Below are 18,683 nucleotides of genomic sequence, written 5' to 3'. Positions count from 1 at the left end.
ATCAAATCAAAGACCATCTCCTCTTCCACGAGGGGATGGTCTTTGTGATTCACTGTTCAACCATGAATGTTCCCATCATCATCGCGTTTGCTTATACAACCGAATCTCCCACGGTCTCCTCGTTCCGACGACGAAGCAGCATGAAAAACGCGAGCGACAGAACCGCAAAGGCAGCTGCGAAGATAATGAGAACCCCAGCGTCGCCCCACATGCGGCTCACATAGCCGCTGGAGATGACATCGCGGAAGCCCGCGACCGAATAAGTCATTGGCAGCCAAGGCGCGATGCCTTGCAGCCAGTTCGGAATGAGCTCAACCGGGTAGGTGCCGGATGAAGTCGTCAGCTGCAGGATTAGAATGATAATCGCGACGAATCGTCCCGGATTGCCCATTGTTGCCACAAGGAACTGGATGATCATCATATACGTTATGCTGGTAACGATCGAGAACAAGATGAAGTCAGCTACGTTCTGCACCTCCAGCCCTAATGCGAACAACAGGACGGAATCGACAATGAGTGCCTGTATTGCGCCAATGACGATAAGCGTCATCGCCTTGCTCCAGAACCAGCTCCAGCCATTCTGCGGTCTGATCACGGGTTCGCGAACAGAATATACAATCGTGATCAATAGCGCTCCTACGTACAACCCCAGCGACAAGAAGTAAGGCGCCAATCCCGTACCGTAGTTAGGAACATCGGTTAACCGTTCCACATCTAGCTGGATTGGCTCTGCGAACATACTTGCTTTCTCGTCTGTGAGCGTCAGATCCGATGTTTGGGAAGACGCATCGCTCAGCTTAGTAGACAGCTCTTGCGTACCGCCCTCCAACTCGGTTAGTCCCGAAGTCATTTGGACCGCTCCGCTCTCCAGCTGTTTCGTGCCGCTAGACAACTCCTGAACGGAGCTATTGAGCGTGGATAATCCGGCAGCAAGCTCGCCGGCTCCACCCGACAACGCATTAGCGCCTTCGGATAACTTGGCTGCGCCGTTATGCGCCTCTCCTAACTTTTGTTCCAGCGTTCCTGTCCCTGCTGCGAGTGTATCTATTCCCTGCTTCAAGCTGCCAGCTCCAGCTTCCAACTGCTTCTGTCCAGCCGCCGACTGCTCGGCCCCAGTCGCAATCCCTTCGCTAGCCGCAAGAAGCGCTTGGTACGATGGATCGGACGCTGCCTCCGGATGAGCCTGCGCCCAAGCAGCCAGTCCCTCGGCCAAACCAGCCGCGCCGTCGCTAAGCTGTTCGGCACCAGCTGTGGAGGCAGACAGCCCATCGACAAGCTGACCTGCACCCTCTTGTGCAGCGCTCGCTCCGGCTGCAACCTTGCCGCCCGCAGTCTCAAGCTGACTAAGCCCGCCGGACAGCTCATTCGTCCCGGCAGCCAGCTCTTGGCTGCCGCTCACGAGCTTCCCTCCGGCAGCATCCAGCTTGGCGGCGCCGTCCTGAAGACCTGCCGTACCGCTTACCAGCTTGCCAAGGTTCGAAGCTAATAGCTCCGAGCCCGATCGGGCTTCGCTTGTTCCATCGGCGATTTTGCCTGCGCCTTCGCTTGCTGCTGCGATTCCGTCTGCCGCTTCCTCTAGCTGCTCGAACACGGTACGTGTATAAGCTTCCGTTACTTCTTTGTTCAGCGAGCTCTTCATCGTTTCCACAGCCGAATTGCCGATCTGCCCCGCCAGGAAGTTGGTGCTGTCATTCCGAAGATAGATGAGCTTAGCCGGATTCGGCTCCTCCGATGTCAACGTCGTTGTTCTCTCCGAGAAATCGGACGGGATTTCAATCGCCATATAATACGTTTTGTCCCGCATGCCTTGCAGCGCATCTTCCTTACTCACGAACGCCCAGTCGAATTTCTTATTATCCTTTAGTTCTTCCGCAAAATCTTGACCGATATGCATCATCTCGCCTTCGAACTCGAACCCTTGATCTGAGTTCACAACCGCGACAGGCAGCTCCTCCAGCTTGCCATATGGATCCCAGAAGGCGCCGAGAAACATTGCTGTATACATAAGCGGAATCGTCAATACGCCGGCTACAGGAATGAGCACTTTAGGGTTACGTGTAATGGCTCCAAGCTCTGCTCCGAATTGTTTTAAGCCGCTCCATTTCAATTTCATATCAACCATCTCCTTGGTGTAGATCGAATTGACCATTTTCGAATTATGGTCATTTTTGCCCTATAGAAAACCTCTATCGAGATCGTTCGAAGTCGAACGCTCCTCGCTTAGAGGTGGATGTTATCGCCATTAATCATTTCTATTTACGATGTTAAATGTTAGCCAGGCCATGCTCCAAATAAAATCTTAGCTGCTTCGCGACCACTTTTTTGCCCAGCGGCTCATGCGTCTTCTTCCACTCAACGGTGAGCGCCATATACAGCTTGAGCATCACAAATGCCGTCATCTCGGAGTTGCACGGCTTGATCTCGCCCTTGTCGACCGAGATGCGCACCCAATCGGCGATATAGCCCACAACGGCACGTTCGATCTGATTGATTCCTTCGACCGCCATTGGCGTTCCGATCTCTCGTACCTCTTGGGACAGCTTCAGCGCCAGCTCATGCTCCTCGCGGAAATCCCACAATCTCTCTAACGTGATGTACAGGTTATCAAAAAAAGGAAGAGCAGGGTCGATCGCGCCCTCCGCCACCACTTTCATCTCGCCCAACATTCGGGTCATAATATGACCGAACAGCTCTTCTTTATTGGAGAAAAACGTATAGATCGTTCCTTTGCCTACGTTCGCAATCTTGGACACGCCGTCCATCGTCGTCGCCTTATATCCAAATAAGGAAAAAGACTTGGTCGCCGCTTCAACAATCAATTGATTCCGGTCCATTGCCAAATTCGACACCTCCCACATGATTTCCCTTCGACGGAATGACCAAAATAGATAATCGGTCATTTGTTCAATGGATCTATCTTAGCACAGCTGATTTGTTTCCGCAACAGCAGAAGCGGTATAATGAGGACAAGTTAACGAATCCACTAAGACATAAGGAGCGAACCTCTATGACATACCAAGAAATCACTACACAAGAGCAATGGTCCACACATTTCGAGCAATCGAATTCCCGCCCGCTTGTTGTCTTTAAACACAGTACAACTTGCCCCGTGAGCGCCAATGCCTATGAGGAATTCAACAATTATCTCAATGACAAACCGCGGAGCGACGTCGATTATGTGCTCGTCAAAGTGATCGAGTCCCGCCCCATCTCCAACCAAATTGCCGAAGATACCGGAGTGAAACACGAGTCGCCGCAAATCATCTATATCGATAAACAAGCCAAAGTATGGTCCGCAACACACTGGTCCGTCACGAAGGCTCATATCAGCGCTGTATTGGACTAATCCCTCCACAAATAGTCTGCAGACATCCAACCACGGTACCAGGACCTCCGCGCAAGCCCACTCTTGCGCGGAGGTCTATTTGTCTTATCTCCCCCTCTAGAATCGTGACGTTTCGCTCATACCCTCATGATAGACTTCCCTTCATTTCCCATGCTGAAAGATTCATACCCAGCAGTCCCTTGCCCTATAACAGGTTGCATCAATCTGCCCATTCTAAATAACCAATAGATGTGGTTAGCTAAATATTGTCGGAATACATCGATTTAGGAGGAATTATCCCTATGAAACGAATATTGAGTTTATGGATCGGATTAGCCTTTATTACGGCATCGATCGTGCCCGCTTCCGCATACGAACGCGCCTCCGCTGCCGTGTCCTCGATCTCCTTCCATGATATTGGCTCCCATTGGGCTAGAAATACGATTCAAACCATGGTGACAAGAGGTATTCTGGACGGTTATCCGGATGGGTCTTTTAGACCGGAAGAGCCTGTGCAAGTCGATCAATTCGTCAAAATGCTCATCCTGTCCTACTCCGAGCTTCATCCGAATGGCTCGCGCAGTTGGAACGGAAATTTCCTGAGCTCGCTGAGTCCGGAGAACCAGGCCATTGTGAAGCAGGATTATCGTTACTTCAGCTTCTTGCCTAATACCATTGGTTATTGGGCCAAAGATTTTATCGATATTGCCAGCGATCTTCATTTCCTCAATAAAAGTCGATATAGCGACTTCCAGGCAGATATGACGCGCGAGAACGTAGCCGAGATTATCTATTACACGCTGCAAGAAACCGAGTTCCTGGAGGACGGCCAGTTCGGACAGAAGATGGCGGCCGCTTACGGCGATATAACTAGCGCTTCGGAACGCGAGCAACGTTTCATTGCGGAGACACTTGTGAAAGGGATTATGGAAGGATACCCGAATGGCTTCTTCGGCGTGGGCGAAAAAGTTACGCGGGCGCAAGCGCTCGTGATTCTGAACCGGCTGACGAATGAGGAGTCACGCATCCAAATCGAGGTTTCACCGGATAAGCTGGAGCGGCTTGTGCCGACGCAAGGCGGCGGCAACAAAATTGTCGTCTTCCCGGACAAGCGGATGTGGGATATGTACGAATCGCTTGATGCAATCGGAGAGCTCCGCGGTGCCAATCATGATCTCTATGAGACGACGCTGAGGCTGTACAAGGATCAATCGGAGAAGGATCAAGTTCAGATCTCCTCCCCATCGGCTTCGAGCTCCGTACAGGAGGAAGCTGCGATCTGGCTGGATCCCGGATACAATACATACGGCATCACGATCAGACTCAGGGAAGGGGCGATTGCCCGGAACCAAGAGGTCGTAGAGCAATTCGCCAACGGTTTGTTCGGTTATAATGCTTATGCATTCAAAGAGTTGTTCGGCGCCGTCTGCGCCAAAGTGACCGCCGGTCAAGCCGTTACGACCACATACAGCCTTATCGGCGGAGACGCTGTTAACGTACTAGTGAACCAAGCGACCAAAACCGTCATCTTCACCGTCGCTGCCAAGAAATAATGAGTACTCGGTCGCCGATGACCGTGGTAGATAAACAAAACCAAACAGGCATCCACCTTCGACGTTACGACGAAGGCAGGATGCCTGTTTCCTTTAGGCTGCGCCTCCTGCTTAGAGCACACTCCGTGCTTTGTTGCAATTAAGCTTGTAGCTAACGCCGTATTGCTTGCCGTAGTGAATAATCCGCCGAAGCATCGTCTGATCCTGAAGGATCGCGAATGGACAATGGTCCGGTGTCGTATTCACCTCCAGAATCCAAGGACGAAGCTGGCGATCGATCGCAATGTCCAGCCCAATCTCCACTAGCCCTGGGTAGCGCGTCTTCATTCGTCTGATCGTCTGGACACCGATACGCTCTACATGCGCAATCAGTGCATCCCGCTGACCAAAGCCCGCATGAGGCTGCAGCACCTGCGTTGCTGGGAGAATCGTACCGCCTTGGCTCCCGTTGGTCACGATTTTGCCCGGATAAGCGACTCTCGCAACCGTCCCTGTCGCTTCGTAGCCGCCGTTTGGCGACTTCTGCACGACGATCCGGAGATCGAACGCTCTACCGTCGAATTTCAATAGATGAATACCTCTCTGCACGAGATAAGACCTTCCGCCCGTATCTCGTCTGATTGCGTCATAGAAAGCGTCATAGGTTCCGAAGCTGCGTTTCTTGCCGCCTAATTGATAAGCATAGCCTCCGCCAAGCTCCCTCTCTACCCGCATGACGCCTTTTCCCAATGAACCGCGAACCGGCTTCACATACACCATCCCGTAGCTTTGCAGCATGGACGCTAGCGCAGCACGACTTAATATTTTCGTATGGGGCACATAGGCACGCAGGCCCTTGTCCCCTAGCAGCACATTCGTTTTCGCCCATTTGTCGGAGATCCGATACCTTCTTTTTTTGCCCGATTTCACCCTGACACAAGGCCTCCTCTATCCTAATCTAGACGGTTGTCTCTATCAATACTTTGCCTCTTATTACTATACGGCGCCGCATGCGGACGCGCCTTAGGCCGCTGTCGTCATAACCGAACATTCGGCCGCAGGGCACATATGCTTTAGGAGAAAGCAAAAGACCGATCAGGAGGTTGCAGAATGTCCCACAGCCCGCAACCATTAATGAAACATCTGCATGCCATTGCACGATTTCACCCATGGTACGCCGATCTGCTGGAGAAAGCCGGCATCTCCCTATCATCCGGAGACTCGTCCGACTATTCATTGCTGCGGAAGCTGCCTCTCATGACAGCAGCACTGCTCGAACAGCATTATTACACAGGGGACTCTCGATCAGAGCCTGAGCTATCCGTCTATCGAACATCGGGCACTTCTACCGGCATCCGCAAGGCTATCTATTATTCTCCCGACGACGACCTTCGATATATGTCAGCCAAACAATGCAGCTTCGAGCAGTGGCTCGAACTTATGAAAGATACAGAGAAGCCGATTCGCCGGGCACTTGCCGATCTTGGCACTGGCCATGCGGCAAGCACCGCCCTGCGCATCTTTGCGAACATGGGGCTGGAGGCTGAGGCGATCTCCTTCTCTGCGCCAGTCCAGGAACATGTCGACAAGCTCCGCCGCTATCAACCGGATCTCCTGTACACGATGCCTTCTCTGCTGGAATCGATTGCAGACGCATGGCCCGCCGGGTCGCCATTCGGAGTACGCAAGATACTATTGGTCGGCGAGATGGCATCGCGCGAGTGGCAGCTCAGCATGGCGGCAAGGCTTGGGCTTGCTCCTAGGGACCTGCTCGATACGTACGGCTCCATTGAGGTCGGGGCCATTGCTGCCTATTCGCATGAACTAGGGCGTTACGTTCTCGCGGACGGCATCTTAGGCGAAACGTTACCCGCCGAAGAAATAAGCGATGCATTCGAGCCGCTCGCGCCGAACGAAGGTGTTCTGGTGCTCACATCGCTCAGCCGTCAGCTGTTCCCCGTCATTCGTTTCGTGACGTATGACGTCGTACGCGACTTCGAGATGATTGTAATAGATGGCGTTCCGCGCGGCACCTTCTCCTGTATCGCCAAACGGATTGGGCATGAGCTCAAGCATGGCGAGAAAATCAGTCTCTATGATATCGAAGAAGCCGTGCATCAAGTGCTTCAGGATGCCGCCATCCGCGTGGCTGTGAGTAACAATGTGCTCAAGCTGCACATTCGGAGTGCCGAGCTGCTTCTGCATCCCGCCAAAGCACTGGATGTGCAAATTCAGGTAGAACAGCGCATTCCCGATATCGGCATGATGATTCAGGGCGGGCTGCTGCAAAGCATTGAGATCATTCCTGCCGATGAACACCATCCGCTTCCCGGGGGCTCGGTAAAAGCCAAAAAAATATATGTATAATGGTCGAAGCATGAAAGGGATTGGTGCTGCCATGAAGGATAATTGGTTAAGCAAGATCGGCGGAACGCCGCTCGTCCGCCTGTCCAGATTGTTCCCCGAGCAACGGGGCATTCAAGTATTCGCCAAGCTTGAGCTCATGAACCCCACCGGCAGCGCCAAGGACCGTCCCGCCTTGCGAATATTGGAGCGCGCCTTAGAAGACGGCCGTATCGGAGCCGGGTCCGTCGTGATCGAATCCAGCTCGGGCAATATGGCGATCAGCATGGCGGCGATCTGTCAGTTACTTGGGATGCGCTTCATCTGCGTCATCGATCCGCGCACCGCGAAACAAAACATTGGCATCATGAAGGCATACGGCGCCCAGGTTTCTTATGTAGCCGATCCGGATCCGGCAACAGGCGAATATTTGCCTGCACGGCTCTCCAGGGTGCAAGAGCTGCTCTCCATGACACCGAACAGCTTCTGGCCCAATCAATACGGCAACCCGGATAATTATGCAGCTCACCGTGACGGCACGATGTCAGAGATCGCGAGTGAGCTCGGCCACATCGATTACGTATTCGGAGGAGTCAGCACATGCGGCACAATGCGCGGCTGCTACGATTATATTCGTTCGAACGGATTAACAACTCGCATTGTCGCAGTGGATGCGGCTGGCAGCGTTATCTTGGGAGGCGATAAGGGGCCGCGCATATTCCCGGGACTCGGCGCAGGCATCATCCCTCCTTTTGCAAGGGATCGGTTTATGGACCATTCCATGTATGTCACCGACCGCCAGATGGCAATCGCTTGCCGGGAGCTGGCGGCAACGGAAGCCCTGCTAGCCGGGCCATCGTCTGGCGCGGTCATACACGCATTACAATCGATGTTCGAAACCATCCCGGATCATAGTGTGTGCGTTGTCATTCTGCATGATCGAGGCGAACGTTATTTGGACACCGTCTTTAATGACGAATGGATGACAGCTGCGTTTGGAGAAGATTAATGGATAGAGAGGAATAGATACAAGATGCTGTATATGGGAGAGGAACATCTGCGGGAAGTCGGCGAATCGTGGAGCAAATGGGTCGACCGGATCCAAGAAACCGTACGGATCATGGACCAAGGCGACTATGCCCAGCCGCTAAAGCCTTATCTGAGATACGGCGATCCCGCTAATCGTATCATTGCCATGCCAGCCTATATCGGCGGCTCTGTCGGAGTCGCCGGTCTCAAGTGGATCGCAAGCTTCCCAGGCAACCGTTCACTCGGACTGCCAAGAGCGCATAGCGTGACGATCCTTAACGATGCGTCGACGGGCGCGCCTAGAGCCATCCTTCATACCGCACTCGTCAGCGCGGTCCGGACAGCTGCAGTCAGCGGGCTCATGCTGCGAGAGTGGCTGGGACGCAAGCTGTCAGACCCTACGTGCGAACAATCCCAGCAGAGGCTGCGAATCGGCATCATCGGGCTTGGTCCGATCGGGCGGATGCACCTGTCCATGTGCCAGAGCTTATTCGCGGAGCATATCGAACACATCATGTTGTACGATATTCAAGGGATCAAGGAGCAAGACCTAGACGACTCACGATATCGAATCGCCGGGAGCTGGCAAGAGCTGTACACGAACTGCAATGTCATCATTACATGTACGGTAAGTCCTGAGCGATACATTAATATCCCCCCTGCTCCCGGAACGTTGCTGCTGGATGTATCGCTGCGCGACTATTGTCTGGAAGCGATACAAGGTATTCGCTCCGTTGTTGTGGATGATTGGAACGAAGTATGCCGGGAGAACACGGACATTGAGCTTCTTCATCTACATGCCGGTTTGACGGAGAACGGCGCAGTTACGCTGCGTGACGTCATATGCCGAGGTGCCTTGGATCGTCTTTCGCCACGCGAACCTTTGTTGTTCTGCCCGATGGGGATGGCAACGTTCGATGTTGCAATCGCAGATTGGTATGTCGACATGGGCAAGGGACGCGGCATTGGAATTTCACTATCTTGACACCTTCGAGACATACGCCTATATTTAATTTAGCTCAATTTAATTGTGGTTATATTTGATATCGACGTCTTGGAGGACGAACAATGAATCCCATTGAACATATGAAACTGGATAACCAAATCTGCTTCTCTATCTACGCAAGCTCGCGCGAAATTACAAAGCTGTATCGCCCCCTTTTGCAAGAACTAGGGCTGACCTATACGCAATACGTCACCATGCTCGCTCTGTGGGAGCAGGATAACGCAACCGTCAGTGAGCTTGGCAATCGGCTTTATCTGGACTCCGGCACCCTGACTCCACTCCTCAAAAAGCTGGAGTCCGCCGGCTTGGTGACGCGCACACGGGACAAAAACGATGAAAGAAGCGTCATTGTCACATTGACCTCAGAAGGAGAAGCACTCCGGGAGAAAGCCATCGACATTCCAACCAAGCTGGCTTGCCGACTGGATGCCACTCCGGAGGAAAGCATGATCTTGCTTGCGCAAATGCATGAGCTCCTTGACCGCGTGAAACGTTATTCGCTGCAAGAGGATCATCACGAAGATTAAGGTTGTCCCTTGGGAATTATTCGCAATCCCCGCTCTCCCTGTGCTAATATGGGACTTGGATATGAAGCACAAGGAGGGTTATTTACGATTATGAACGGTATAACAAGAAGACATTATCGCCATCCGCTGCTCCTGCTTGCGCTGGCCTTATTCTTGATCGCGGCGGGCTGCGGCGTCGATCAAGGCAAGCCGGAGAACGGTCAAGGCGCAGGTGGCGGCGGACAAGCTGCGGCTACGGCTACACCAGCTCCTACGCCGTCTCCATCTCCTACACCGACGGAGGCCCCGCAAGCCGAAGGACCCGAGCTGCTCGGACCGGAGAAACATCCCGAAGTCACGATCGAGCTCAGCAACGGCAAGCTAATCAAGATCGAGCTTTATCCCGAGGTTGCACCTAACACGGTCAATAACTTCGTGTCTCTCGTGCAGCAAGGATTCTACGACGGCGTGATCTTCCACCGCGTTATCCCAGGCTTTATGATTCAGGGCGGCGACCCCGAAGGTACGGGGATGGGCGGACCGGGATATTCGATCCCAGGCGAATTTACCGAGAACGGCTTCGACAACAAGCTGAAGCATACCCGCGGCGTCATCTCCATGGCCCGTACCAATGCGCCTAACTCGGCAGGCTCTCAAATCTTTATCATGGTAGAGGATGCCCCTTCACTGGATAACAAGTATGCATCGTTCGGCGCTGTTATCGAGGGCATCGAAGCAGCCGATGAGATCGTAGCGCAGGATCGCGACTCCAGTGACAAGCCGCTCGACCCGATCTCCATGAAAAAGGTAACCGTCGATACCAAGGGCATGACCTTTGAGCCGCCGGTCAAAACCGAGTAAGCCGAGGCTACACTCGCGCGCTTGCTCGCGCGAACTACGTTTAAATCGAGCATAAGCGCTTCACCCGAGTAGCTGCCTTTTGGGCTTAACAAGGGTCTTCTCCAGCAACGAATGGTTGTTTTGGACGAAGGCCCTTTTCTGTTGGAACGATTTCCGTGCATACAAGAAAACAAAAAGGCTTCCCCAGAAGTCTCTTAGACTTTGGAGAAGCCACACTCCTAGCTAACAACCCACTCGCCTAACCCTGGGTCAACAACTCCGCTTCATCTTCGCGGTAGACAAGCCTGCGTACATATTCGAAGTCCGGCGTAATAATCAAATTATCCAGATAGGCCGAAGTCATACTACCCGGCATTCTCGCCCGGTTAAGCTTCTCAATGATTTCTTCCCCGGAGCCAATGCCGATGCCATGGCCAAAGTACAAATTATCATCAAGCTTAATGACGTTCTCGCCTTGCCATTCCGGCGTCGAGCGGTCGTAGTCCGGATTCTTGAAATACATCGCATCGCCATGATAGGTCTCATTCAGATTGTAAGTCGCGTTAAGCCGCAGATCGCGGTCCGACTCCCAACTGAACAAGTACAAATTACGAAAGTGGCGGTTAAAGGCTGCATCACCGATTGCGTCGAGTACGCCTTTATACATAATTATGATAATGGCGACCGCACATTCGAAGCCGTACAACTGGCCGTTTGTAAAGATGTCGTTTAATGCGACAGAAGGCGGGACGTTTGGCTTCAGCAGAAAACCGCCCTCCGGCGTACGCATCCAATATTGTTCATTACAACGCGAATTGCTAAAGGTTGCGAAGCTCACGCCGCTTGCATACATCGCCTTAGCCGCCTCCACGATATGTGTCCGCATCTTAAGCTCGAAGATCAACGATTCAAGCGTTGGATAAGTATACATCATCGGGCTGGCCATCTTCCTCGCCAAGGTTTTTTTCTCCAGTGTCGTCAGCATCCGCGGCGGTATCGCGCCCGGATTGCTTCCGTCCGAAATTACGATCACATTGTACCCCCCAAACCAGAAATATGGATTAGGTTATATTACGTGACCCCGCCCTGATTGGTGAGACATATGGATGTTCAAAAGCACGCTTCCCATTACGAAGTTTTTCAAGTAGTCAATTCGACATCGAATATTGAATGCAACCGAGCCTTCCGATTCTCACGTAGCGCTGCTACGCTCCGATTCTCAGTCTCTAGTTGCCTCCAATCTTCTCGGTACTGAGAACCGTACTTTTGAACTTTTGATTATATGGATGTTCAAAAGCACGCTTCCCATTACGATGTGTTTCAAGTAGTCAATACGACGTCGAATATTGAATGCAACCGAGCCTTCCGATTCTCACGTAGCGCTGCTACGCTCCGATTCTCAGTCTCTAGTTGCCTCCAATCTTCTCGGTACTGAGAACCGTACTTTTGAACTTTTGATTATCTTGATGTTCAAAAGTACGCTTCCCATTACGAAGTTTTTAAGCGACTTCTATAGGTTGCAGCAAGCCCGCCTGGATCAGACCATTGCGAATGCCCTTCTCGTCCACATGCGTTGTTACGAAATCGGCATACGGCAGCAGCTCCGGGTTGGAATTGCCCATAGCAACGCCGAACCCGACATAGTCGAGCATCTCCTTATCGTTCAGCCCGTCTCCGAAAGCGGCAGCATCCGCAGCCGTTAGCCCAAGCTTCTCCAGCAGCGCCGCGATTCCCTGCGCCTTCGAACCGCCAGCAGGCAGAACATCCATCGCCGCACGATGCCAGCGAATCAGCGTGAAGTCGTTCTTCAGCTCCTCGTATAGATGCTCCTCATGGCTCTCGCAATGCAAGAACACCTGGAAGATATCGTCCGTGCGCCAGAACTCCGGATTAAATCCAGGCAGATCTACCTTAAGCGACAGTACCGACTCTTCTATAAAGGGGTGATTCTCTCGATCCGAGCAGAACGTATGCTCACCCTCAAATACGAGTCCGTGATTATGCGAGGCAGCAAGCTCTACCAATCTTCCGAGCTCATTCTTGCCAATCTCTCTGCGGTACAACGGCTGGCCTTGATAAACAACGTAACCGCCATTCAAACAAACGTACGAGTCGATCCCAAGCTGCTCCGCAAGCGGCTTAATGAAGTATGGCGCCCTGCCCGTCGCGATGACCGGCTCCACACCAAGCTCCTTGAGCTCGCGAAGCGCGTCAACCGTATCCTGCGGGATGACCTTTTCCTCATTGACCAACGTCCCATCGATATCAAAGAAGACAATTTTATAGCTCATAAGACCAAAACTCCTATCCGTTTTCCTTCTAGTATAAAGAATAGGAGTCATTCCCGCTAGCTTTCCCTGCCAACCAAAGTTTAACGTTTTGCCCGTTTCGGCGAATGTGTTCAAGTTACTTATAATCTTTCTCACTTCATTAACGTCTGTTGACCCGCCCCCTGGGCATGAGGTATAGTAAGGGAAAATATAGTTCGGACAAGCGGGAAGCACCCGCAAGGATTGACGGATACCGTCGCCTTGCGGGTGCTTTTTTTGTGTGTACATAGGTGCACGATCTCGTAAGTCCCGAACTCAAATTCAGGAGGGATCATCATGGGTTTTCGTTATTTGAAGAGGTTGTTGGGGCTGGCGAGTATGACAGTACTGCTGACATTAGCTTTGTCCGGTACAGCAACGGCTGCAGCGTTCGAATTCACACCCACAGCCAAAGCCGCTTTCGACAAAATGCTTGCCGGAGCCGCCAGCTCTGTCTCGCATTCACTTAAGAAGCAGCACGCCGATCTGCAGGCACTGCAGAAACAGGATGCCGAGTGGGATACCAAGATCAGCACGCTCCATTATCAGAACGAGGAGTTCGAGAATAAGCTGCGCAAGGCAATCCGCGAAATCGATGCCGTCAAAATCAAGGCGCTGGAAGCCGCCTCCGCAGCACTTAAGAAGCAGAACGAGCCATTATTCAAGCTATATGAATCCCAGAGATCCCAGCTTTCGCTTGCCCGATCATTAAAGAATAAAGAATTGATCTCATTCTTAAACATGCAAGTTGAAATAACCAAAGCCGCCGTGCAAGCTGCCAAAAATAAACAAAGCAGCAAAGATGCCGCGCTCAAGCAAGCGAAAGCCGACGCCAGTGCCAAGATGAAGCTCATTCGCGACATGTTAGGAGCTATCGAAACGGCGGAATCAAGAATCAAGACTTTTAAATCGACGGCCAGCACGTATAAAAGTTTGTTTACGACCGAGTCCAAGGTCCTTGGTGCAGCGGTACGAAGCGGCGACACCAACACAACCGCCGCCTCCTTTATACGAATGATCGCTTATCAGCGTCAAATGATCGTACAGAAAATGAACATTCATACGTATGAAGGCGTAATCGCCTCCACAATCGCACAAGCGGATAAGAAGCTCCGCAGCTTCTAACTACTTCACATCGGGCAGGTTCAAAAGAAACCCTCATCCAAAACGAAAAGCCGCGATTGATATCTCGCGGCCTCTCGTTCATTTACATATTCGACTTGCCGAAGCGCTTGGCTGCCCACAAGATGATTTCGATGACAATCCCCGCGACAAACCCCGCTATGGACATAAACATAAACATAATAAAACCAATCAGATCGCCCCAGCCCGTCAAATCCTGGCTTTTGATTGCCATATAGAGAACTCCTGCAAGAAATCCGATCGTAGAGAGCAGCCATATCCATTTGGCCCCGAACCAGCCAGCTACTGCCACAACTACCGATACAACGACGGCCAGTAGCACCAACATTAAAGCATTCATGAGATTCCAATCCTGACCGATGATACCGAATCTAACTGTGAGCAATGAGGCGCTCAGCAACAAAGCCGATACCCCCGCTATTCCCCACCATTTGGATTGACCGCTACCCGGAAGCCAACGCATGGAAGCACTCTCCTTATCTCCTCGCCGCATTGTAATCGCGCTTATACTTACAGACGCCGAACGATCGCCAAAGGTTTCGTATACTCCGCTCCTGAACCCCCTGTACTCTTCTGGATGCTAGGGAAATCTTCCCCTTTTCTGTATGCGTCTTCAGGACTATAATAGAACAAAGGAAACAATGAGCGTAATCATTGTCGGTACGTTCTTTTGCAGGAATATAGGTCAACTATTGAGAAAACGTATACAATCCTATATTTCGTAGGAAGGGTGAATGTCTTGGCAGAGAAACATGGACAAATGTGCGTGAAGTTCGAGAAAGCGGTTGGGATACTCAGCAAACGTTGGGTCGCGCTGATCATATATAGTTTGTTGCCCGGACCTGGGCGCTTCTCCGACATCGAACATCAATTGCCAAGTCTAAGCGGCAAGGTGCTGTCGGATCGGCTGAGAGAACTGGAAGCTTGCGGATTAATTCGCCGTGATGTCTATCCGGAGATGCCCGTACGCATCGAATATTCTCTGACGGACAAGGGCCTTGCGCTGTCACCGCTATTAGCGAATATTAGCGAATGGGCCGAGCAGTGGATTGATCCGGATGAAGTACAGCAGCAACAATAATCGTCTATAATCGTTTCGTTGGTTGATCGTTCCCTCGTCCATGTGCTACACTGTTCTCATTCCAAGGAACGGAGGGTTTCGTGTGATAGATTACATCCGAGTTAGGTCTTTGCGCGGCTAATTGCAAAGTACGTTTACGCTCTGCCCGTACGGCAGAGGACTCAGGATAGGTCTGTCCACATGAACCCATGTAACCCGCTGCAGCCGATTATCGGCGGCGATCGCTTCCGATCGTCACGGATTGTCTTGCCACACGCTCGTCTCTTGATGCTCTCTTCGCGGAGCCATGCGGGCGAAGCATGTCCCGGCTAAGTCGTCCAACTGCACGCGTGGACCCGCCATTCCTCTTTCCTCAGGTCGAATATCATCGGGCACGGGCAGATATGCCTGTGTTTTTTTGTACCCATAACCAAACCGGAGGGTGATATATAAATGATGGAACAAGAACAACCCAAACAAAAAGCAATAATTGTAGGTGTCGAGCTCAAGAAAGGCTCTGACTTCGAATACGCTATGATGGAGCTTCGCAACCTGGCTGACGCCTGTTATATCGAGGTTGTAGACCAACTCAGCCAGAAGGCAGACCGCATTAACCCGTCGCATTACATCGGTACGGGCAAGATTCAGGAGCTTCGCGCCTTGATGGAGGCGCACGAATGTGAGCTCGTGATCTTCAACGACGAGTTGTCCCCTTCCCAGATTCGCAATCTGGAATCCGAGCTTCAATGTACGGTAATTGACCGTACGATTCTGATTCTGGACATCTTCGCCGAACGTGCCAAAACGCGGGAAGCGCAGCTGCAAGTGGAAGTCGCCAGACTACAATATTCACTGCCGCGTCTTGTCGGACTTCGTGCTTCCCTCGGTCGCCAAGGCGGCGGCTCTGGCCTCAAGAACAGAGGCGCAGGCGAAACAAAGCTCGAGCTCGACCGCAGGCGGATCGAAGAACGAATTACGGCATTGCAGGCAGAGCTGGAGAAGCTGGTCATGACGCGCCAGAACCAGCGCAAGCAGCGCAAGAAAAACGAGATGCCCGTCGTCTGTCTCGTCGGCTATACCAATACCGGCAAGTCCAGCCTAATGAATGCGCTGCTGGAGACCTACGACCCCGAAACAACGAAGCAAGTATTCGCCAAAGACATGCTCTTCGCCACGCTGGAGACGTCCGTTCGAAGCATTGAGCTTCCGGACAACAAGTCCTTCCTGCTGACGGATACGGTTGGATTCGTGAGCCAGCTGCCCCATCACCTCATCAAGGCATTCCGCTCCACGCTTGAAGAAGTGACCGAGGCCGACTTACTCATCCATGTTGTCGACTATGCTCACGAAGATTACGAGCAGCTGGTCGCCGTCACAAACGATACGTTGCACGAGCTCGGTACCGAGGGCATCACAACGATCTACGCCTACAACAAATGTGATCTCACCGATCACCCCTACCCGCACAAGTCGGGCAACTCGGTTTATATGTCCGTCAAAGAAGGAAAAGGTCTTGACGAGCTTATCGAGGTCGTACGCTCGCACATCTTCGCGAACTATGTGAAGAAGGACATCTTGATCCCGTTCAACCAAGGACGTCTCGTCTCATACTTCAACGAACATGCCAATGTCCTCTCGACCACTTACGAAGAAGAAGGCACTCGTATGCTGGTAGAATGTACACTTGCCGACTACGAACGGTTCAGACAGGACTTCGTCGAGGTGGGCGCCGAGAGCTAGACTGGACTGATGGGGCTGACTTTTTCGTGAAATAGATCTGACCAAATGGTAGAGGGTGCCATCCAATATGGAGGCACCCTCTACCATTTTGTTTGTGTTTGCCAGGAACCTTACCCTTTAATCGCCCCGGCCGTGATGCCGCTGTTGATCTGATCGCTGAACAACACGTAAGCGATTATCGATGGCAAGGCTATAATCGACATGACTGCGAATTGAGCGCCGTAATTGGAGGCATATTCGCCGGTGAATCGCATGAGCGCGAATGGCAACGTACTCCATTCATCCGTAGAGATGTACGTGATGGCGAGTACGAATTCATTCCAGCAGCCGATGAACGCGAGAATCATAACCGTCATGATCGCCGGCTTGAGGATCGGCAACACAATTCGGAAGATGATGCCGAACAACCCCAGTCCGTCCATGACTGCCGCTTCTTCCAACGATCTTGGGATACTGCGAATATATCCGGAGATGATCAGCATACTCACCGGAATCGAGAAGCCCGCATAAGGCAAGATGAGTACAAGCGAGCTGTTCAGCATATTCAACTCATTGAATAACACGAAGTTCGGCAGCAATGTCGCATGAAACGGTATAATAATGCCGATCAGAATGATGCTCATGAAGAAGCCCTTAAGCTTCCAGGTCATTCTGCTGAAGGCGTAGCCCATCATCACGGAGGTGACGACGATGATGGCGATGGAGAATGCGGTAATGAGCAAGCTGTTCTTGAACAGCCTAGCGATTTCCGCATTCACGAACGCATCGCGATAGTTATTCCATTGGAACGGCGAAGGCCACTTCAAGATGTCCGTACTGTAGAACTCGCCGCTCTTCAGCAAGGAGAAGTTCAACATCCACACGAGCGGGAATAATTCGAACGCGCAGAACAAGACAAGCACGGCAATAAGGATCGACCGCCTAATGCGGAACATAACCGTCTGGTTCAATATTGATCATCCTCCTTCCTGAACATCGAACTGAACGTCCATGCCGCCAATAAGCAGACGATAACGAAGATGACCGAGATCGCATTCGAATAACCGAATAAGCTTTCGCCGAAGCCTTTCACATAGAGATAAGTTCCGATGAAATGCGTACTTCCTCCTGGGCCGCCTCCGGTCATGATCAAGACGGTCTCTAGTTGTTTGAACCCTGCAATGATCGCCAGAAGCATATTAATCCTGATGATGGGAACCAGCAGAGGCAATATCATATATCGAATCATCTGCTTGTTATTCGCGCCGTCTAGTTCTGCGGCTTCGTAGAGCTCTCCCGGAATCCCCTTGACCCCGGTGTAATAGATCAAGAAGCAGTAACCGAATCCATGCCATACGATAACTAGAATAATGCAAATGATCGCAGTCTGAGGATCTCCGAGCCAATCGTGCTTCCAGCTACCAAGTCCTGCTATGTCTAGCCCATGGTTGAGCAGACCCGTCGTCGTCGAGAAGACATTGACCCACAGCTGCGATGTAATGAAGCTCGAGATGATGGATGGGATGAATATAATCGTGCGAAGCACGCCTTCCCATTTGCCCGCTTTGGTCACAAGAATAGCCGTCAATATACCTATTGGATGTTGGATGATGAGAAACGCAAGCACAAGCCAACACGCATTCAATAAGGATTTCCAGAAAAAAGGGTCATCGAAAAAAATCTCTTTGTAATTGCGCCAACCGACGAAATTATAGCTTGGCGTCCAAGCATCCCAATCCGTAAAGCTATAATAGAAGCTGACTACTATCGGAAGCAGCACGACGAACAAGAATAAGGCCATGCCAGGCGCAACCAATAAGAATACCATCTTGCGGTCTTGCAGCATCTTCTGCATAACTTACCTTCCTATC

Annotated in this window: 19 protein-coding genes; 11 read left to right on the top strand and 8 right to left on the bottom strand. The window is 51.8% G+C overall.

From position 1 onward, the window contains the following. Positions 1-91: 91 nt before the first annotated feature. Entirely contained in the window at positions 92-2,113 is a 2,022-nt protein-coding gene (locus tag ACX1C1_RS10270) for a YhgE/Pip family protein (RefSeq protein WP_458956980.1), read from the bottom strand. A gap of 151 nt (positions 2,114-2,264) precedes the next feature. Further along, positions 2,265-2,840 carry a TetR/AcrR family transcriptional regulator gene (locus ACX1C1_RS10265; protein WP_458956979.1) on the bottom strand — a complete coding sequence of 192 codons (576 nt, stop codon included), beginning with the start codon at positions 2,838-2,840 and terminating at the stop codon, positions 2,265-2,267. A gap of 167 nt (positions 2,841-3,007) precedes the next feature. On the opposite strand from ACX1C1_RS10265, the gene ytxJ reads away from it, so the two are divergent. Further along, positions 3,008-3,346, top strand: a complete 339-nt coding sequence (gene ytxJ, locus ACX1C1_RS10260; RefSeq protein ID WP_458956978.1) for a bacillithiol system redox-active protein YtxJ — start codon at positions 3,008-3,010, stop codon at positions 3,344-3,346. 281 nt (positions 3,347-3,627) lie between these two features. Further along, on the top strand, positions 3,628-4,878 hold the full coding sequence (locus tag ACX1C1_RS10255; RefSeq protein WP_458956977.1) for an S-layer homology domain-containing protein: 1,251 nt from the start codon (positions 3,628-3,630) through the stop codon (positions 4,876-4,878). 111 nt (positions 4,879-4,989) lie between these two features. Here ACX1C1_RS10255 and ACX1C1_RS10250 read toward each other — a convergent pair whose 3' ends face one another. Then, positions 4,990-5,787, bottom strand: coding sequence for a YheC/YheD family protein (locus ACX1C1_RS10250; protein WP_458956976.1), 798 nt, complete (start codon positions 5,785-5,787; stop codon positions 4,990-4,992). A gap of 180 nt (positions 5,788-5,967) precedes the next feature. On the opposite strand from ACX1C1_RS10250, the gene ACX1C1_RS10245 reads away from it, so the two are divergent. The 5 genes from ACX1C1_RS10245 (at position 5,968) to ACX1C1_RS10225 (ending at position 10,602) form a co-directional block, all read left to right on the top strand. Next, positions 5,968-7,224 (top strand): phenylacetate--CoA ligase family protein, encoded by a 1,257-nt coding sequence (locus tag ACX1C1_RS10245; RefSeq protein ID WP_458956975.1) that lies wholly within the window; start codon positions 5,968-5,970, stop codon positions 7,222-7,224. Positions 7,225-7,255: 31 nt separating this feature from the next. Next, on the top strand, positions 7,256-8,209 hold the full coding sequence (sbnA, locus tag ACX1C1_RS10240) for a 2,3-diaminopropionate biosynthesis protein SbnA (protein ID WP_458956974.1): 954 nt from the start codon (positions 7,256-7,258) through the stop codon (positions 8,207-8,209). A 24-nt stretch (positions 8,210-8,233) separates the two neighbouring features. After that, entirely contained in the window at positions 8,234-9,214 is a 981-nt protein-coding gene (locus ACX1C1_RS10235; protein ID WP_458956973.1) for a 2,3-diaminopropionate biosynthesis protein SbnB, read from the top strand. An 83-nt stretch (positions 9,215-9,297) separates the two neighbouring features. After that, entirely contained in the window at positions 9,298-9,762 is a 465-nt protein-coding gene (locus tag ACX1C1_RS10230; protein ID WP_458956972.1) for a MarR family winged helix-turn-helix transcriptional regulator, read from the top strand. A gap of 90 nt (positions 9,763-9,852) precedes the next feature. Continuing rightward, the gene (locus ACX1C1_RS10225; protein ID WP_458956971.1) at positions 9,853-10,602 is read left to right on the top strand and encodes a peptidylprolyl isomerase; all 750 of its coding nucleotides are present in this window, start codon (positions 9,853-9,855) and stop codon (positions 10,600-10,602) included. A gap of 238 nt (positions 10,603-10,840) precedes the next feature. Here the strand turns inward: ACX1C1_RS10225 and ACX1C1_RS10220 are convergent, their stop codons facing one another. Both ACX1C1_RS10220 and ACX1C1_RS10215 read right to left on the bottom strand, forming a co-directional pair. Next, the gene (locus tag ACX1C1_RS10220) at positions 10,841-11,614 is read right to left on the bottom strand and encodes a protein-glutamine gamma-glutamyltransferase (RefSeq protein ID WP_458956970.1); all 774 of its coding nucleotides are present in this window, start codon (positions 11,612-11,614) and stop codon (positions 10,841-10,843) included. A gap of 466 nt (positions 11,615-12,080) precedes the next feature. Next, the gene (locus ACX1C1_RS10215) at positions 12,081-12,872 is read right to left on the bottom strand and encodes a Cof-type HAD-IIB family hydrolase (protein ID WP_458956969.1); all 792 of its coding nucleotides are present in this window, start codon (positions 12,870-12,872) and stop codon (positions 12,081-12,083) included. A gap of 315 nt (positions 12,873-13,187) precedes the next feature. Between ACX1C1_RS10215 and ACX1C1_RS10210 the strand changes: the two genes are divergently transcribed. After that, positions 13,188-14,015 (top strand): hypothetical protein, encoded by an 828-nt coding sequence (locus ACX1C1_RS10210; protein ID WP_458956968.1) that lies wholly within the window; start codon positions 13,188-13,190, stop codon positions 14,013-14,015. Between the two features lie 82 nt (positions 14,016-14,097). Here the strand turns inward: ACX1C1_RS10210 and ACX1C1_RS10205 are convergent, their stop codons facing one another. Continuing rightward, on the bottom strand, positions 14,098-14,496 hold the full coding sequence (locus ACX1C1_RS10205; protein WP_458956967.1) for a hypothetical protein: 399 nt from the start codon (positions 14,494-14,496) through the stop codon (positions 14,098-14,100). A gap of 297 nt (positions 14,497-14,793) precedes the next feature. Between ACX1C1_RS10205 and ACX1C1_RS10200 the strand changes: the two genes are divergently transcribed. From ACX1C1_RS10200 to hflX, 3 genes are all read left to right on the top strand, one after another. Further along, on the top strand, positions 14,794-15,114 hold the full coding sequence (locus ACX1C1_RS10200) for a winged helix-turn-helix transcriptional regulator (protein WP_458957652.1): 321 nt from the start codon (positions 14,794-14,796) through the stop codon (positions 15,112-15,114). A 180-nt stretch (positions 15,115-15,294) separates the two neighbouring features. Further along, the gene (locus ACX1C1_RS10195) at positions 15,295-15,426 is read left to right on the top strand and encodes a hypothetical protein (protein WP_458956966.1); all 132 of its coding nucleotides are present in this window, start codon (positions 15,295-15,297) and stop codon (positions 15,424-15,426) included. 120 nt (positions 15,427-15,546) lie between these two features. Continuing rightward, entirely contained in the window at positions 15,547-16,833 is a 1,287-nt protein-coding gene (gene hflX, locus ACX1C1_RS10190) for a GTPase HflX (RefSeq protein WP_458956965.1), read from the top strand. Between the two features lie 110 nt (positions 16,834-16,943). Here hflX and ACX1C1_RS10185 read toward each other — a convergent pair whose 3' ends face one another. Further along, complete coding sequence (locus tag ACX1C1_RS10185) at positions 16,944-17,783, bottom strand: carbohydrate ABC transporter permease (protein ID WP_458956964.1); 840 nt, start codon at positions 17,781-17,783, stop codon at positions 16,944-16,946. Further along, positions 17,780-18,667: a carbohydrate ABC transporter permease gene (locus ACX1C1_RS10180; RefSeq protein WP_458956963.1), complete on the bottom strand. Its 888-nt coding sequence runs from the start codon at positions 18,665-18,667 to the stop codon at positions 17,780-17,782. Before ACX1C1_RS10180 ends, ACX1C1_RS10185 begins: the two co-directional genes overlap by 4 nt. Positions 18,668-18,683: the final 16 nt, after the last annotated feature.

It is taken from the genome of Paenibacillus sp. strain BS8-2 (genome assembly GCF_054483835.1).
Note: the sequence above shows the minus strand (reverse complement) of the source record. Positions and strands in the feature narration are given on the sequence as shown.

What these genes read in the sequence shown, in the direction of transcription:
- ACX1C1_RS10255 (WP_458956977.1), top strand. Translation starts at nt 3,628, where the DNA reads ATGAAACGAATATTGAGTTTATGGATCGGATTAGCCTTTATTACGGCA.
- ACX1C1_RS10270 (WP_458956980.1), bottom strand. Translation starts at nt 2,113, where the DNA reads ATGAAATTGAAATGGAGCGGCTTAAAACAATTCGGAGCAGAGCTTGGA.
- ACX1C1_RS10245 (WP_458956975.1), top strand. Translation starts at nt 5,968, where the DNA reads ATGTCCCACAGCCCGCAACCATTAATGAAACATCTGCATGCCATTGCA.
- ytxJ (WP_458956978.1), top strand. Translation starts at nt 3,008, where the DNA reads ATGACATACCAAGAAATCACTACACAAGAGCAATGGTCCACACATTTC.
- ACX1C1_RS10180 (WP_458956963.1), bottom strand. Translation starts at nt 18,667, where the DNA reads ATGCAGAAGATGCTGCAAGACCGCAAGATGGTATTCTTATTGGTTGCG.
- ACX1C1_RS10235 (WP_458956973.1), top strand. Translation starts at nt 8,234, where the DNA reads ATGCTGTATATGGGAGAGGAACATCTGCGGGAAGTCGGCGAATCGTGG.
- ACX1C1_RS10195 (WP_458956966.1), top strand. Translation starts at nt 15,295, where the DNA reads ATGAACCCATGTAACCCGCTGCAGCCGATTATCGGCGGCGATCGCTTC.
- ACX1C1_RS10215 (WP_458956969.1), bottom strand. Translation starts at nt 12,872, where the DNA reads ATGAGCTATAAAATTGTCTTCTTTGATATCGATGGGACGTTGGTCAAT.
- ACX1C1_RS10210 (WP_458956968.1), top strand. Translation starts at nt 13,188, where the DNA reads ATGGGTTTTCGTTATTTGAAGAGGTTGTTGGGGCTGGCGAGTATGACA.
- sbnA (WP_458956974.1), top strand. Translation starts at nt 7,256, where the DNA reads ATGAAGGATAATTGGTTAAGCAAGATCGGCGGAACGCCGCTCGTCCGC.
- ACX1C1_RS10205 (WP_458956967.1), bottom strand. Translation starts at nt 14,496, where the DNA reads ATGCGTTGGCTTCCGGGTAGCGGTCAATCCAAATGGTGGGGAATAGCG.
- ACX1C1_RS10200 (WP_458957652.1), top strand. Translation starts at nt 14,794, where the DNA reads ATGTGCGTGAAGTTCGAGAAAGCGGTTGGGATACTCAGCAAACGTTGG.
- ACX1C1_RS10225 (WP_458956971.1), top strand. Translation starts at nt 9,853, where the DNA reads ATGAACGGTATAACAAGAAGACATTATCGCCATCCGCTGCTCCTGCTT.
- ACX1C1_RS10230 (WP_458956972.1), top strand. Translation starts at nt 9,298, where the DNA reads ATGAATCCCATTGAACATATGAAACTGGATAACCAAATCTGCTTCTCT.
- hflX (WP_458956965.1), top strand. Translation starts at nt 15,547, where the DNA reads ATGATGGAACAAGAACAACCCAAACAAAAAGCAATAATTGTAGGTGTC.